This window comes from Microbacterium sp. GXF0217, from assembly GCF_054798195.1.
Map to the genome: position 1 here is coordinate 1 of NZ_JBSJZG010000005.1, position 15,671 is coordinate 15,671.

The following is a 15,671-nucleotide window of genomic DNA, read 5'->3' on the forward strand; positions in this document are numbered from 1 at the left end:
TCCGCCAGCTCGTTGATCTCGGCGGTCACGGCGTCGCCGCCGCTCGAGCGCCACAGGTCGATGGCATCCTGCAGGCCATCGAGGTCGATATAGCCGGCGAGATACTGGATGCGGGCATCCGTCATGATCGTGTCCAGCTGCGCGCCCTTGGACACGTAGGTGTCCGAGACGTAGGCCGCCGCCGGGTCGAATACAGCATGCTCCAGATCGGACACCTCAAGAGCCTTGCGCTTGTCGTACATCTCCTGCTCGAAGTCGGTGGGCTGCTTCGGCCAGTGGGCCTGATAGCCGTTGACGTTCATGCCCAGCTGGGAGAAGCTGAGCACGTCGTCCTTCAGCTGCTGAGGCGCGTCCTCGAGACGGACGGCCAGATCGCCGTCCAGCTCGTAGGTGACGCCCTCGATGCCGTTGTTCAACAGCACTCCTGCCTCGAACGAGTTGAGCTTGTTGAGCACTTCGAGCACCCCTCTCAACTGGGCCTCGGTCCGGACCTGCGCCTTGGGAATCACGAGATAGCCGCTGTAGCCCGCTGTCGGCAGGGCATGTAGCTCTCCGTCAGGACCGATCAGATTGCCTGTCACAGTGATCTGAGACGTGAAGTTCTCAGGGTCCAGTTGCTTCAACAGCCCGGCCAACACGGTCGCGCGCGAATGGACATCCACGATGATCCCGCCCTTGCCGGTGAGGAACTGCTCGTCCCACTTCGTCGGGTCGAGAGTCGCGAAGTCGCCGTTGACGAGTCCTTCCTCCACCAGCCGGCGCTCGAACTGCACGGCCTCGAGCCACTCGTCGGTGGTGAAGTTCGGAACCAGCTCGCCGTCGCGCTCGGTCCAGCGGTTGCCGGCGCCGTACCAGGTCTCGATGGCATCCCACGGGCTGTTCGTTCCGATCGGCGCGGGCCACTTCGGGATCGTGATCCCATAGGTGTCGTCGATCCCGTTGTCATCAGGGTCCTCGTCCGTGAACGCCTTGGCGATCTCGTACAGATCCTCGGTCGTCTCCGGCAGGTCCAGCCCGAGATTGTCGAGCCAATCCTTGCGGATGATCACCGCTTGCCGCATGACGTCTCGACCACGGAAGATTCCGTAGACGTGCCCGTTCACGCTCGCGTTGTTCTGCACATCCGGCAGCGTGGTTTTCAGATTCGGGTAATCATCGAGGTACTCCGTGAGATCCCAATATGCGCCGGCCTCCGCGTTGCGGACGAACGACGGATCCTTGGACTGGATCACCATCACCTGCGGCAGGTCGTCCCCGGCGAGCGTGATGTTCACCTTGTCCCCGTAGGAAGCACCCGGTACCCACGTGATGTCGAGGTCCGCGCCGATCAGGTCCTCCACAGCGGTTTCGATCGGACCGCCTTCCTCCGGTGCGCTGGTCACGAGATACGGGGCCATGATCGACAGATTATCGATCTCCGCGACGTCACCGTCCTCGCCCCCGTCGCCGGAGCATCCGGTGAGGGCGAGCGCGGTGACGCCGACGACACCGATGCCTGTCAAGAGCTTCTTTCGCATCATGCTTATTCCTTCTTTCTCTTCATCGAGATGGTGTGTTCGAGGAGACGACGTTCGTTGGCCTGGAAGAACCCGATGCACAGCGCAGTGCTGACCGTGATCCATGAACCGACGGACAGGAATGGGACCACGCCGGGCACGAGGAGACTCACGGCGAAGACGAGCGCGGCCGCGCTGACGAGCAGCAGCAGGTCCGGAAAACGGTGCCACGCCCATCGCGAAGCGGCCTTCACCAGCGCTCCCGCCGGCAGTTCGTAGTGCGCGAGCATCGCAGTTCCGATCGCCGTGACACCGAATGTGAGAATCAGCGCGACCGAGGTCGCGATACCCAACGGCGCGTGCAGGGCCCGCGCGCTGAACTGGCCGACAGCACTCACGGCAAGCAGAATCTTGAATGCAGCGACGGGCGTGAGTCCGACGTTCGCACGCCGGAAGCAGCGTCGCCAGGCGCGAGCGTACTCGCGGAAGACAGGGAAGGACCCACCACGCAGTCGTCGACGAGTCAACTCCGTCGCAGCGACCGCCGAGGTCGTCGCCCCCGCGATGACACCACCGGCGACGGCGAACACGAGCCAGAGCAGATTCATCATCGCCGCCCACCACACCCATTCGACGGCCGTGTGAAGCCGTATCGCCCATATAGGCCCGCCGCGAGCGGTCCTCCTGTCTCCATCGTCCAGGTCAGCGCCGCATCGCACCGACAGCTGCAGGGCCGCTACTCTGACTGAGGAGCGGTCGACGCTCGACGGGCTGCGAGAGAAGCCCGATCTCGAGGTCAGCGACCTCAACAGGCTGCCCGGTCTCCAACGACCTGTTGCCCGCGATGCCGACGGCGATCGAGTGGATGCCGTCCCGCCAGTCGGCCGTGCGCCCCAACGGGTCCTCTCCCCGACCCCGGAGGACGTCCGCGAGCAGAATGGCGTCGCCACCGCCATGACCGCCCTCGCCCGAGGCGATCGGCACAGGTGCCGCCTGCTGCCAGTGGAGTTGGAGCGTCAGCTTCTCACCCGCCGGTCGCTGAGAATCAGACGGCTGACCGTCGGCGGCACTCGGATCAACCACGGCGAGGAGTCCCTCCCCCTCGAGCACGGCTCCTCTCTCGACGACCTCGAGCTCCACGCGCCCTCGTGTCCCGTTGACGGCCACGCGATACCCCTCCCATGGCGAGTGCGCATTCAACGAGTAGCTGAGGGTAGCTCCGGACTCGTAGTCGACGATGACGGCCAGGTTGTCCTCGATCGAGATGCCGTCGCCGAAGACGTCGCGGTCGCGGACGTAGCCATCGTGCGGCTCTGCGTCGAGGTAGAGCGCCGTCAGCAGAGGATGCTCACGCAGGTCGAGTTCGAACGGGGCGTGGGGGCCGTCATGGGTCCCCCGATTCGGGCGAATGGACTCGCCACGACGCGCGGCGTTCTCGGCACCGTAGAATCGCAGTCCGCCCGATGCGAACACTCGTCGCGGCGTCGATCGGATCCACCAGTTGACGAGATCGAAGTGGTGGCTGGACTTGTGCACCAGGAGACCCCCCGAACGCGCCTTGTCCCGGTGCCAGCGGCGGAAGTAGTCAGCGCCGTGCTTCGTGTCCAGCATCCACTGGAAATCGATCGACACGACCTCGCCGATCCGGCCATCCTGAATCACGCGACGAAGAGCACTGTTGCGCGGCGAGTAGCGATAGTTGAACGTCAGGAGGACTTCATGCCCCGTCCGGGTGACCGCTTCTTCGATGGCGGAGGCACCCGGTGCATCGATCGTGAGCGGCTTCTCCACGACGACGTCCACACCCGCATCGAGTGCGCGAACGACGAGCGGTGCGTGGAGATCGTCACGGGCCGTGACGATCACTCGATCGATCTTCTCAGCACGAATCATCTCCTCGAGTCGATCGGGGTGCCACACCGCCGGCCTCGCGGCCCCAGCCAGTACGGCGCGATCAACGGCGTACGCCGCACGCACCTCGTTCGGCTCACAAAGCGCCACGAGCTGAGCCACGTCCGAGTAGGCGCCCGCAATGGCATCGATGTAGAGATGAGACCGTGCGCCGGCCCCGACGACGGCATAGCGATGGATGCTCATTCATTCTCCCTTGAAGGACAGCGATTTCAGAAAACGTTTCCTCACCGTAGCACCCGCGGACGTCCTGCGCCAGGGGAAGCATCGCTTTTTCCATGGTCTTGCCCAATAGTCATACGGTCGTCCGAGATTCCGCCGAATCGGACATCGCTTACACCCATGCATTGCAAGACGATTGAAATTCGTAGTACGGTGACCGGCGACCCCTGCCGCCCGAGCGGCCCAGGGCATCAAGGAGAGGAACGAAGTGCCATCAACTGCCGGTCGCGAAGCGGCCAGATCACACCCCAGCGGCCCAGCCGAGATCGTCCCAGGCGAGGTGTTCATCGACGATCGAGGCCGAGTCGCTCAGCTCCATGGCATCGGCCTCCAGCGCGTGGAGGATCGATGGTATGCCTGGGGAGAGGACAAGGCCGCCGACGATCGCTTCACGGCTGTCGTCTGCTATTCGTCCAGCGACCTCGCAACGTGGCGATTCGAGGGCGAATCGCTGGTCGCCGGCTCAGGCGAGCTGGCGCCGGATCGCATCGTCGAGCGCCCGAAGGCTCTGCAACGACCCGACGGTACCTGGGTGATGCTGGTGCACCTCGACACCCCCGATTACAAGACGGCTCGTGTCGGCTACGCCATCGCCGACAACCCCGTGGGTCCCTACGTGTTTCAGCGAAGCGAGCAGCCTCTGGGAAACGAAACGCGAGACATCGGCGTGTATCAGGAGAACGGTGTCGGCTACCTCCTCTCCGAGGATCGCAGGAACGGCCTGCACATCTACCGTTTGCGCGAGGACTACCTCAGCGCCGAGTCGATCGTCGCGACCCTGCGCCAGCAGGACCGGCCGCACCTCGGATACGAGTCGCCCACCCTGGTGAAGCATGACGAGCGCTACTTCCTGTTCGGCTCCGACCTCACCGGATGGGACTTAAACGACAACAAGTACGCGATCGCGCCGGAGCTCTCAGGCCCCTGGTCGCCGTGGCGCGACATCGCACCGCCCTGCACACGAACATACGATTCTCAGGTGAGCGTCGTTGCCCCCGTCGGCGATGGTTTCATCTACATCGGCGATCGCTGGACGCGGAGCAATCTCGAATCTTCTCCCCCAGTCTGGCTACCACTTCACATCAGTGGAGAGGACGTCGACCTCCAGTGGCGCGATCGCTGGAGCATCGCAGATCTTCTGAAGTGACCCGAGCACGGATGGGACTTTCGGACGACTTCTGGGAGCCCCGTCCCCTCGGCCGCCGTGCGGATACCGCCCTCAGCGCAATTCTCCGGTGCCGCCACTCGATGTACGGCCGTTGCAGAGCACCTGGGGACGAACCCGAGACAGTTCAGATCTCCCCGATCTCCTGCCCTAGCTGTGATGTCCCAGGGACGTTGTGACGTGAATCGCGCGTGAGCTGTTGAGAGGTGAAGACCTCCGGTTGCGAGAGTGGAGCTGTCGAGAAACCGCTCCCGCAACACGGAGGCCTTCGTGTCCCACGCTAACGCTGCTCTTACTCCGCGCGCTCGTTTACGGCTCGCGACACTCATCGTCGAGGACGGGTCTGATGCAGGAACAGGTGACAGTTCTAGTTAGGCCGCGAGGGCCAGGTGTTCGTTCATGATGGTCTCGAATTCGATGGGCGTCAAACGGCCCAGGCGGGCCTGGCGTCGGCGGCGGTGATAGGTGCGCTCGATCCAGGTCACGATCGCGATCCGCAGCTCTTCGCGGGTGCCCCAGGAACGCCGGTTCAGGACGTTCTTCTGCAGCAGGCTGAAGAACGATTCGATCGCGGCGTTGTCGCCGCATGACGCGACTCTCCCCATCGATCCCACGAGATTGTGGAGGCTGAGTTCTCGGCGCAGTTTCCTGCTACGAAATTGCGATCCTCGATCCGAATGGACGACGCAGCCGTTCACGTTCCCGCGCATCCGGGCGGCATTGCGGACAGCGCGGACAGCGAGCGACGCCTTCATCCTCGAGTCAATCGAGTAGCCCACGATCCGGCCGCTGAACGCGTCTTTGACGGCGCAGAGATAGAGCTTGCCCTCGGCGGTCTTGTGCTCGGTGATGTCGGTCAGCCAGAGCTGGTTCGGTCCGTCCGCGATGAACTGGTGACGCTCGCGCCCGTGCTCGTCGATGGCAACGCAGAGATCGTCGTGAACGGCGGGGCCGGGCTTCTTGCCGTTCTTGCCGCGCTTCTTCCCGAACACGCTCCACCAGCCGTTCTCGGATGCGATCCGCCAGGCCGTTCGATCCGCCATCGCCTCGCCCTCATCGCGGGCCCCATCGGCGAGGAACCGATACCCGAACTCGGGGTCGTCGCGGTGAGCGTCGAACAGCGCATTCGCCCGATAGGCTTCCTCGAATTCCCGGCGCGTCACAGGATCGCGCAGCCAGCGGTAGTAGGGCTGGCGAGCGAGCGTCAATACCCGGCACGACACCGCGACGGGAATGCCATCGGCGGCGAGCTCGCTCACGAGCGGGTAGAGCCGTTTCCCGGCAGATGAGCCTGGGACAGATATGCAGTCGCGCGGCGCAAAACCTCGACCTCCTGCTCGAGGAGACGGTTGCGCTTGCGGAGCTCGCGCAACTCCGCGGATTCCGACTTCGTTTCACCCGGCCGCTCGCCGGCCTCGATCCGCGCCTGACGCATCCACTTGTCAAGAGTCCCGACATGAACTCCGAAGTCCTTCGCGATCTGCGCGAGCGTCACTTCCGGATCACGATTCTCCGCGACCCGGATCACGTCGTCCCGGAACTCCTTGGGAAACGGCTTGGGCATGATGACATCCTTCCAGGCCAGCCCTCTCGGCTAGCCACGTTCGATGCCACCTGTTCCTGCATCAGACCCTTCCTCCACCTCGGCATAGGACGAGCCCACGCCCGCACCGAAATCATCGCCCTCATCCACAACAACAACGCCACCATCGCCTGCCAGACCAATGGAGAAATCCTCGCCGAATTCACCCTCGACCCCGGGCTATCGGCCAAAAGGAGTGGATAGGTTTCTGATCTAGGCGCGTGATTCCGGGGTGAATCGGGGACCGGCATGGTCTGCGAGGCTTACTCGTGGACCTTCCCTCGAACTTGACGACATGCGTGCTATGTGGTGCTCGCCTGGTGAAGAACGGCCGGCATCGCTCCGGGACGCAACGGTGGCGGTGTCCGGAGTGCGGGGCGTCATCGGTTCGCAAACGCCCCGACGTGACCCGTCGCGAGCAGCTGCGCCGATTCGTGCGGTGGATCACGGGGAAACTCACACAGGCCGAGATCGACGGCACCGCGACGGGGCGGACCTTCCGGCGCGACACGGCCTGGTGCTGGAGCATCCAACCCCGCCCGATCCCGGCCGAGACTATCCATCACGCCGTGCTCGTCGACGGGATCTGGATCGGCACCTGGTGCCTGCTGATCGCGATCAGCGACAAAGGCGACCTGCTGGCCTGGCAATGGTGCGGGCGAGAGACCACCGCCGCCTGGACAGCACTGCTGGACCAGATTCCCGCGCCCGGAGTGATCGTCTCCGACGGCGGATCCGGGCTCCCCTCCGCGTTACGCGCGACCTGGCCGGAAACGAAGCATCAGCGGTGCATCTTCCACCTGCAGATGAACACCACCCGACACCTGACCCGCAACCCGAGAACCCCCGCGGGCAAAGCCCTCCGCGGCCTCGTGATGCGACTCAGCGAGATCGAAGACGAGGACGACGCGATCGGGTGGCAACTCCACCTCGAACAGTGGTGGCAGACCTTCGGACACCTCACCCGGGAACGCACGATGTTCCGCAACGGACAATGGGGCTTCACCCACGACCGGCTCCGCAAAGCCTGGCTCCTGATCCGGAAAGTCACCCGAGACGGTGTCCTGTTCACATGGATCACATACGGCAACCCCCGCACGACCAGCCCCCTGGAGGGCGGGATCAACGACGCCACCGCGGCATGAGCGAAGCGCACCGTCAACGAGCCGTCGAATGGTTCCTCGTGCTCCGGCAAATGGAACTCGACGAAGCCCTCACCCTCGCCCTCGCGCCCCCACCAGAACCCGACCCCGAAGACGAAGACGACTAGCCCATCCCCGAAGACATCGGCGGCCCAGCCCTCTACGACACCGGCCTCGACGCAGGCGAAGGCCTCTGGGAACGAGCCGGATGGGCAGGGCGCGGATAAAACGCCCGACCCTATCCACTCCTTTTGGCCGATAACCCCCGATACCCCCCCCGATGACACATCCACAAACGCGAAAACCCCCGGATAACCGGGGGTTTTTCTGCGGAGACGAGGGGATTTGAACCCCTGGTCCCCTTGCGAGGACTCCACCTTAGCAGGGTGATTCCCGGGTTTCCGCCGCTTCTTTCGAGCACGGTTTCTGGTGCCCTTGAAGATACTGGGATCCGCGTGATTCCGCGGAACTCGCGATCCCCGAGGGCGCGCTCCCCAGGCTCGGGAGACTCGGCCGATCACTCGAAACTCAGCCTTCTCGGGATGCACGGGACACTTTTCGGACACTCGGATCCGTCGCCGAAGCCATGACCGTGGGGATGGTTCCAGTTACCTGGAGCCACCTAGGGGTGTCCCACAATAGCCGCGGCGCGGGAGAATGCCGAAATGAGAACCAAGGCGTGGGCATTCTCGCCGCCTGCCTTGCAGGCCTCGCGGTCTTGCTTTGCGGACTGTCGGTGGCGATCACGATGAGCCACACAGCCGTACCGGCGACCATGTCGTGTCCACCCAGGTCTGTAGAGAGACCCTGGCCGTGATGTCCGCGACGGGGTTGTACGCACGCTCGATCCCCCGACCCGGGTCATCGGCGTCCACAGCCTGGCGCGTGCCCCAGCCGTCGCCCAACTCAGCATGCTCTCCCGCTGATTGACCATTGGCCACAGACCAGGACCGGTCGCGTTGCTCTTCGCGAAGAGGGCGGCGAACCTAGGATGGCATCTCGCAGTGGCGGAGGAGTTACTTGCCCAGCATTCTGAAGGTGACCGCGTGTTCCAGGTCCTCAGTGCCCACGATCCGAGCATCACCGCACTACTGGCGCCGATCTGGAGGCCGCGAGATTCCGCGAAACGGCCGAGCTGGGCTGAAGCTCAATGGTAGTCCCTCTGCTTCCCAAGCAGATAGCACGGGTTCGATTCCCGTCAGCCCCTCCACTTTGAGTTCTCATTTCAGTTGAGACTTTCTCAGGCCGGATGAGACTGTTGCAGCACCGTAGCCGGGTGGACCCGACGCTCTCGGGCTTTCGACGAACACCCCTGATGCTTCCCAGGCAGCACCTGAGATGCGCGTGATTACGTGGTTCTCTGCGAGACATTCGGACTGCCACTCGCCTGACACTGCGCACCACTGGGAACTCACCAGAAGCCGCTTCTCTGGGTGCTCCGGTCTCTTCCGGGGGAACTCACCATCCGCCGACATCTAGGCCGGAGAAGGAAGCGTCGAGCTAAAGTGAGCCGTCGACCCGCGAACGATGAGTTCCGTGGGCACGAGATGACGAACTGGTGGGCTCACATCGCCGTGGATGCGTGCGAGCAGAGTCTCGACGGTCTTGCCTGCGATAGCGGGAACGTCTTGTTGAATTGTCGTTAGATCGAACGAACCCCAGGCAGACATCGGGAGTCCGTCGATGCCACTTACCCAAACGTCTCCGGGAACTGACACGCCTAGTCGTCGCAGCGCATCAAGCGCCCCGTAAGCGATGATGTCCGACCCGCAGAAGAGTGTGTCAAACCGTTCGCCGCTCGCTACGAGCTCGCGGGCCGCCGTGACGCCAGACTCGTAATCCGTCCCCCCGCTCCGGACGCGCTCCTTTGGCACGCGAATGCCGCTGCGTTGCAGAGCCTCGAAGAATCCAGCTCTTCTTCGCGACGTCGCCACCGACGTCGGCGACCCGAAGATCGCAGCGAAGCTGCGCCGACCCGCGCTAATCAGATACTCCGCCATCGACCGTGTCATGCCTTCATGGTCTGCCATAACCACGTCGGCCGTTACAAGGTCGGGAGCACGATTGCACAGCACGAATGGTGCATTCCTCCGTTGTAGCGCTTCCACCACCGTCGACTGCGTGTGCAGCGACGTCAGCACCAGCCCGTCTACGGATCCAGCCGCGAACCCGTCAAGCGCATATCGACCGTCCGCGGTTGTGTCGTCCCAGACAACAGCTTTCACTCCTCGGCTATTCGCCGCCTTCGTGAGCTCATCGAGAAGCAGCGGAAAGTACGGATTCCGAATGTCGCTCGTAACAAGTCCGATAGCGCCGCTCCGCGCTGTCCGCATCGCCTTCGCCTGCGCGTTGAGAACGAAGCCAGTCTCATCGAGCGCACGTCGAACACGTTCGCGCACTTCTGGACTGACCGTTTTGCTGTCGTTCAGAACGCGCGAGACAGTGGCTTGCGAGACTCCCGCGACCCGCGCAACATCCCGGCTAGTGACCATCGCTCACCCTCTTCATCGCGCTCGGCTTCGAATCAGCTTATGCGGCGACTGGCATCGGGCGCGCGTTGGCCGCTACACGACGCCTGCGCCCGTCATCTGCGCGGCGAGGTCGGTAATCGACTCGGCGTGCACATCCCAGATCTGCTCGGGTTCGAGATCTGTTGTTTGCTTCTCACCAAATTCACGCGCCCGCAGGATGAAGCCGGTAGCTAGGCCAGCCTCACGGGCCGCGGCAAGATCGTAGTTGTGGGCAGCCGCGAGCATCACTTCGCCGGGCTTTAGACGCAGCAACGCCGCCATCGAAAGATACGCGTCAGGGCTAGGCTTATACGCACGCGTCGTGTCTGCCCCGAGGATTATCGACCACGGAAGTTGACCGTACTCTGCCATCGAATAGAGGAGAGCGGTATTGGCATTCGAAAGCGGCCCGACAATGAATCGGCGACCAAGCTCTCGAATACCAGCCACGCTGTCGGGCCATGGACCAATCCGTTCCCACGCTCTGGTGAGGTGCGCGAGCTCATCATGAGGCACCGAGGAAGCATCGATTCCCGCGACCTCAAGCGCTCGCTCGAGATTCTCGCGGTGCAGAACATCGAGTGGCGTAAACGATCTTTCGCCGCTCCGGATCGGCTGCATCGACGGTTCGTACTGCGCGCGCCATTCGTCTGCGAACGCGTGCGGGTTGACCTGCGCACCGTGCGATGCGAGGAACGGACCGACCGCGTCGGCAACGCCGCTCCTCCAGTCGACGACGGTGCCGAACGTATCAAACAGTACGGCCTTTACGCGTCGCCCCGTGCTTGGGGATACGTACGGTGATGCATTCACTAGAACCCCCGCTTGGGTCATGCGTCTACGACGGTTGTGGGCTCGACACGCTTCGACGCGTCAACGAAGGATTTCTGGATGCCCCGGCGGCCGAGGATCACGAGCGTGAGCGCGGCAATGAGCATCATGCCCCCAACGACGAACATGGGGACCTCGTAGCCGCCGGTGGCGTCGTGCAGCGCACCGGTCGCGTATGGCGAGACAAAACCCGCAAGGTTTCCGATCGCACCGATGAGCGCAATTCCTGCTGCAGCTGAGGCGCCCGTGAGGAAACGGGACGGAATCGACCAGAAGATCGGGAACGACATGAAGATTGCGCATGCAGTGACCGTGATGACGGCCACCGTTGCCACCGGTGAACCCGCGAAGAGGGCCAGCGGAATACTCAGGCCGCCGATCGCCGCCGGTAGCGCGACATGCCAGATCTTAATCCCAACGCGATTCACGTAGAACGACCAAACGAGCAGGGCGATCGCTGCTGGAAGATACGGGATCGCCGTGATGAGACCGCGCTGAACAACATTGAGCGGCTCGCCGCCCTGTTCCTCAAATCCAGCGATGATCGTGGGCAAGAAGAACGCAAGGGCATAGAAGCCGTAGACGAGCCCGAAGTATCCGAGGCCCAACGCCCACACACGTCCGCTCTTGAACGCGTCCCGCACGCGCGGGTCGCGCCCGCTGCCTTCCGTCTTCGCGTTGTGTTCGGTCTCGAGTTCCTGCGTAAGCCAGTCACGCTCCGCAGACGTCAGCCATTTCGCGTCGGCCGGCTTGTCCACCAAATAGAACCAGGCGATGACACCAACCACAATCGCCGGGATCCCGACTCCGAGGAACATCACTCGCCAGCCTTCTAGTCCGAACAGCCCGTGCGCCGCAATCAGCCCACTTGCGAGCGGCGCGCCGATCACCGTCGTGAGCGGTTGTGCCACATAAAAGAGCGCGAGAATCTTCGCCCGGTGCCTCGCAGGCACGAACAACGAGAGGAAGAAGATGGCTCCAGGAAAGAACCCGGCCTCAGCTACGCCGAGAAGGAAGCGAAGAACGGCGAGTTGCTCGAAATTTTGAACCCAAGTGAAGAGCACCGAAACGATGCCCCACGAAACCATGATGCGCGCGAGCCATCGGCGAGCGCCAAACTTGTTGAGAAGGACGTTGCTCGGCACCTCAAGCAGGATGTATGCGACGAAGAAGATGCCGGAGGCGAAACCGAACTGAGCCGCGCTGAGGCCGAGATCCTCGTTCATCCCGTTCGGTCCGGCAAAGCCGATGGCAGTGCGATCGAGATAGTTGATGAAGAACATTAGCGCGACGAATGGAACGAGCCGCGTGGCGACCTTTCGGATCGCTGATCGTTCGACGGTCAGCGCGTTGCTTTTTGACATGAGACCTCGTTGTCTGTGTAACCCAGATACAAGCGGCGACCGTTGACTGATCGCTCCGCCGTAAGGCAGTGTATACGTATTCCCGCCAGATGAGAAGAGCAAGTGAGGGCCCCACAGTGAAACACGATGCCGCTGCCGCCATGCCAGAGCGCGAAGCCACAGGCCTCAACGCGTCTCTGTTCGCCGAGATCCGCGAGGCTACCGGGCAGCCATTCGTGACGTCGGTGTGGCGGATGCTCGCCCATTCGCCCGCCGATCTGCAATCAACCTGGGACGCGACTCGCCCTTTCATCCGTCCCAGAGAGACGGCATCTATCCTTCGGAGCATCACGCCTGAGTTGGCACACAGCCTGCGTGCCCCCGACTCCCCTATGGCGCAGCGCGTCCTTATCGCATACTCGAGGGCGAATAGCGCAACGATGGCTGGTCTCCTAGCCGCACTCACAGGCACGACGAGCACCCACCCCGCGTCGCCACCCATACGTGCAATGCCCGAACTTCCGCCCCTCCGAGAACGCGAGGAACTTCCGAGCTGGCTGCGCCATCACGTCGATGTTCTCGACCGAGCGGGCACTCGTCGAAGCGCTCCGCTGCTTCATGCGACGGTTTGGCGGCATCTCGCGAGCGCGGCGCCCATCTCAACCCTCGCGATCTCGCAGCATGTCTCAAGGATTCCTCGACCGAAGATAGAGGCCACCGCTCGCCTCGTTCGCATGCGTCTTGCCCGCGCCGCTGACTCCTGGGTGGAGTCCCGCCGATCCGCCATCCAGCACGGGCTCGAACCATACTTGCGCGGGTACGCCGAAGACGTCCACACAACGGCGAGGGTGATCGCTGTGAGCACACTCGCTCTCGGCCTGCTCGGCAAACGCGTTGGCCGAGCCAGCTGACGGGGACGCAAGACCCTGGGACAAACGCACAAGAGCACTAATGCTCCTTGCTGAGTCCCGGCATAGCGCTAGTCTTACTTACTTACGGTCCGTTCACTCGGTGTCCACCGAGTACGTCGAACGTTACGTCGGCACTGACACGATCCGTATCGGACGAACAGGATGACTCGATGCCACAGGCGTCATCAGACACATCATTTCCCGTACCGCATCGGAACTCTCGCACGCCCGAGAGCGGCGACCGAACCCAGCGCCTCAAAGGTCGCTCATTCGCCGAAACACGCAGCGCGGTTCTCGATCTGATCCGCGTCGAAGGCCAGATCACGCGCGCCGATATTGCGCGCCGATCCGCGCTGACAGAAAAGACGATCTCTGTCATCGCGCAATCCCTCATCGAGGCGGGCCTCGTCGTAGAGGCCGGCTTGGCCGAATCTTCCGGCGGTAAACGACCAATCTTGCTTCGCCTCAATCACGAAGGACTTTACGCTGTCGGCATCTCGGTGCACGTAGCCCGCTGCCTCATCGTGATATGTGCACTCGATGGCACTGAAGTGGCGAGAAGCGAGATTCGAGGAATGGGCACCGAGCATCCTCCGGCTGTCGTCAAACGAATCGCCGCGGCGCTGCACCGACTCCTCAAACGACGAGCCGTCGATCCCGAATCCATCATCGGTGTTGGCGTCGCGCGCGGCGGGCGAGAAGGCGCACCAACGGAACGCGACAACGACGACGCCTACATCAAGGCGTGGGAGGACTACCCGACAGAAGCAGAGCTCTCCCGACTCACCGGTATCGCCGCCACCCGCGAAAACGATGCGAACTGCGCGGCTCTCGGCGAGTACTGGACATCTGGAAGTTCGGTGCGTGATTTTGCGACGATCTACCTCGCGTATCGGGTGAGTTGTGGGATCGTCATCGATGGCTCGCTCTATCGCGGATATTCAGGAAATGCGGGCAGTGTCGGCCACACCATCGTGGATCCGGCCGGGGCTGTGTGCTGGTGCGGGAGACGCGGATGCCTCGAGACCGTCGGCAGTCCCCACGCGATCACTGAGCGCGTGCGAAACGACGCTGAACTCCGCGTCGCGTGCGGCGTGACGCCAGACATGGAGTTCGGTGAGATCTATGATCGATTCGCCCAGGCCGTTCGCGGCGGCGTTGCAGAAGCCGTAGAGCTCTTCGAACGTGTGGCCGAGCTCCTCGCCACCGCAATCATAAATCTCGTCAATGCGCTCGATCTCGATCTCATCACGCTGACTGGCCCCGGCTTCACACAACTCGGCGAACAGTTTCGTGCCGCAATTGACGAGAAGGTCAACGCGGTCGGATTTCTGCGTGACGTACACACCACAACGATTCGCCTTGGAGCCGGCGGGGCGGATGCGGGGGCTCTCGGAGCCGCATCTCTCGTTCTCCATCGGGAGCTCACTCCGCACCAAGGCGCGTAGACGAAGCTCACTGCCTGCGCTCATCCGAAGCGCAGGCAGTGATTGTATTCGCGACGAGATCCGCCTGTCATACCCACGTCGGCGGACGACGGGCATACGGCTTTTCGAGCGCGGCCAGTTCTTCACCAGTCAGCGCGAGGTCCAGGGCGGCGACGGCATCTGCGAGGTGGTGCGGCTTGAGCGCTCCGACAACGGGTGCGGTCACGGTCGGGTTCTTCATGAGCCAGGCCAACGCGACCTGAGCCATGGAAACGCCACGATGCTCCGCGATCGATTGGACTGCATCGACGATGACCTTCGAGCTCTCGCGCCAGAGTGAGTATCCGGAGAAGTTCATGTTCGAGTCTCGGTCTGGCCTCGTCGCGCTGCCAACCCCCCAGGGCCGTGCAACCATGCCACCAGCAAGCGGACTCCACGGCAACGCGCCGACACCCTGATCACGGAGGACTTCGAACATCTCGACCTCTTCTTCACGCGCAAGCAGGTTGTATTGACTCTGCATGGAGATGAACTTGGTCCACCCGTTCGTATGGGCGACATGCTGCAGTTTTGCGAACTGCCAAGCCCACATGCTGGACGCACCCAGGTAGCGAACCTTTCCGGCCTTCACGACATCGTGCAACGCTTCCATGGTCTCTTCGACCGGAGTCTCATCGTCGAATCGATGAATCTGGTAGAGGTCGATGTAGTCGGTACCCAGCCGAGTGAGCGACGCATCGAGCTGTTCGAGTATCGCTTTTCGGGAGAGTCCCCCACCGCCCGGCCCGCTGTGCATCGGACGGTGCAGCTTCGTCGCGAGGACGATCATGTCCCGCTGGGTGAGCTGTTTCATCGCCTGTCCTACGATCTCCTCCGAGGCACCAAAGCTATAGATATTCGCTGTATCCCAGAAGTTGATGCCTAGTTCAAGCGCCTGCTTGAAGACTGGAGCCGCGCCTTCCGAGTCCAGGGTCCACGGCTCACGCGATCCGTCGCCGAATCCCATACAGCCGAGTGCGACGCGGCTCACCTTCAAACCGGATGTTCCTAACCGGGCGAATTCCATGCTGTGTCCTCCTCGACATTGACGAACTTCAAAATCAGTGCGAACGACGAGTCAGCGCAACGCTT

Annotated in this window: 11 protein-coding genes and 1 tRNA gene; 3 read left to right on the plus strand and 9 right to left on the minus strand. The window is 62.8% G+C overall.

The features are described from left to right. The 3 genes from ACWAT3_RS11595 to ACWAT3_RS11605 all read right to left on the minus strand — a co-directional run. A partial coding sequence (locus ACWAT3_RS11595) for an extracellular solute-binding protein (RefSeq protein WP_460798599.1) occupies positions 1 to 1,520 on the minus strand: 1,520 nt, incomplete at its 3' end. A gap of 2 nt (positions 1,521 to 1,522) precedes the next feature. Continuing rightward, entirely contained in the window at positions 1,523 to 2,107 is a 585-nt protein-coding gene (locus ACWAT3_RS11600; protein ID WP_460798601.1) for a DUF624 domain-containing protein, read from the minus strand. Positions 2,108 to 2,198: 91 nt separating this feature from the next. Further along, positions 2,199 to 3,593 carry a Gfo/Idh/MocA family protein gene (locus tag ACWAT3_RS11605; protein ID WP_460798603.1) on the minus strand — a complete coding sequence of 465 codons (1,395 nt, stop codon included), beginning with the start codon at positions 3,591 to 3,593 and terminating at the stop codon, positions 2,199 to 2,201. Between the two features lie 244 nt (positions 3,594 to 3,837). Between ACWAT3_RS11605 and ACWAT3_RS11610 the strand changes: the two genes are divergently transcribed. After that, positions 3,838 to 4,776: a family 43 glycosylhydrolase gene (locus ACWAT3_RS11610; RefSeq protein ID WP_460798605.1), complete on the plus strand. Its 939-nt coding sequence runs from the start codon at positions 3,838 to 3,840 to the stop codon at positions 4,774 to 4,776. Between the two features lie 389 nt (positions 4,777 to 5,165). On the opposite strand, the gene ACWAT3_RS11615 is transcribed toward ACWAT3_RS11610, so the two are convergent. Then, a protein-coding gene (locus tag ACWAT3_RS11615) for an IS3 family transposase (RefSeq protein ID WP_460798607.1) occupies positions 5,166 to 6,358 on the minus strand; the annotation gives its coding sequence in 2 pieces (ribosomal slippage) (positions 5,166 to 6,071 and positions 6,074 to 6,358; 1,191 coding nt in all). A 317-nt stretch (positions 6,359 to 6,675) separates the two neighbouring features. On the opposite strand from ACWAT3_RS11615, the gene ACWAT3_RS11620 reads away from it, so the two are divergent. Further along, on the plus strand, positions 6,676 to 7,521 hold the full coding sequence (locus tag ACWAT3_RS11620; protein ID WP_460798976.1) for an IS1249 family transposase: 846 nt from the start codon (positions 6,676 to 6,678) through the stop codon (positions 7,519 to 7,521). 327 nt (positions 7,522 to 7,848) lie between these two features. On the opposite strand, the gene ACWAT3_RS11625 is transcribed toward ACWAT3_RS11620, so the two are convergent. The 4 genes from ACWAT3_RS11625 to ACWAT3_RS11640 all read right to left on the minus strand — a co-directional run bounded on the left by ACWAT3_RS11625 (position 7,849) and on the right by ACWAT3_RS11640 (position 12,223). Then, positions 7,849 to 7,921: transfer RNA gene (locus ACWAT3_RS11625), tRNA-OTHER, on the minus strand. Between the two features lie 1,072 nt (positions 7,922 to 8,993). After that, positions 8,994 to 10,010, minus strand: coding sequence for a LacI family DNA-binding transcriptional regulator (locus ACWAT3_RS11630; protein ID WP_460798609.1), 1,017 nt, complete (start codon positions 10,008 to 10,010; stop codon positions 8,994 to 8,996). Between the two features lie 72 nt (positions 10,011 to 10,082). Continuing rightward, positions 10,083 to 10,841 carry a haloacid dehalogenase type II gene (locus ACWAT3_RS11635; RefSeq protein WP_460798611.1) on the minus strand — a complete coding sequence of 253 codons (759 nt, stop codon included), beginning with the start codon at positions 10,839 to 10,841 and terminating at the stop codon, positions 10,083 to 10,085. A gap of 17 nt (positions 10,842 to 10,858) precedes the next feature. Then, the gene (locus tag ACWAT3_RS11640; RefSeq protein WP_460798613.1) at positions 10,859 to 12,223 is read right to left on the minus strand and encodes an MFS transporter; all 1,365 of its coding nucleotides are present in this window, start codon (positions 12,221 to 12,223) and stop codon (positions 10,859 to 10,861) included. Positions 12,224 to 13,283: 1,060 nt separating this feature from the next. Here ACWAT3_RS11640 and ACWAT3_RS11645 point away from each other — a divergent pair. Beyond that, positions 13,284 to 14,561, plus strand: coding sequence for an ROK family transcriptional regulator (locus ACWAT3_RS11645; RefSeq protein WP_460798614.1), 1,278 nt, complete (start codon positions 13,284 to 13,286; stop codon positions 14,559 to 14,561). 67 nt (positions 14,562 to 14,628) lie between these two features. Here the strand turns inward: ACWAT3_RS11645 and ACWAT3_RS11650 are convergent, their stop codons facing one another. Further along, the gene (locus ACWAT3_RS11650; protein ID WP_460798616.1) at positions 14,629 to 15,606 is read right to left on the minus strand and encodes an aldo/keto reductase; all 978 of its coding nucleotides are present in this window, start codon (positions 15,604 to 15,606) and stop codon (positions 14,629 to 14,631) included. Between the last annotated feature and the right edge of the window lie 65 nt (positions 15,607 to 15,671).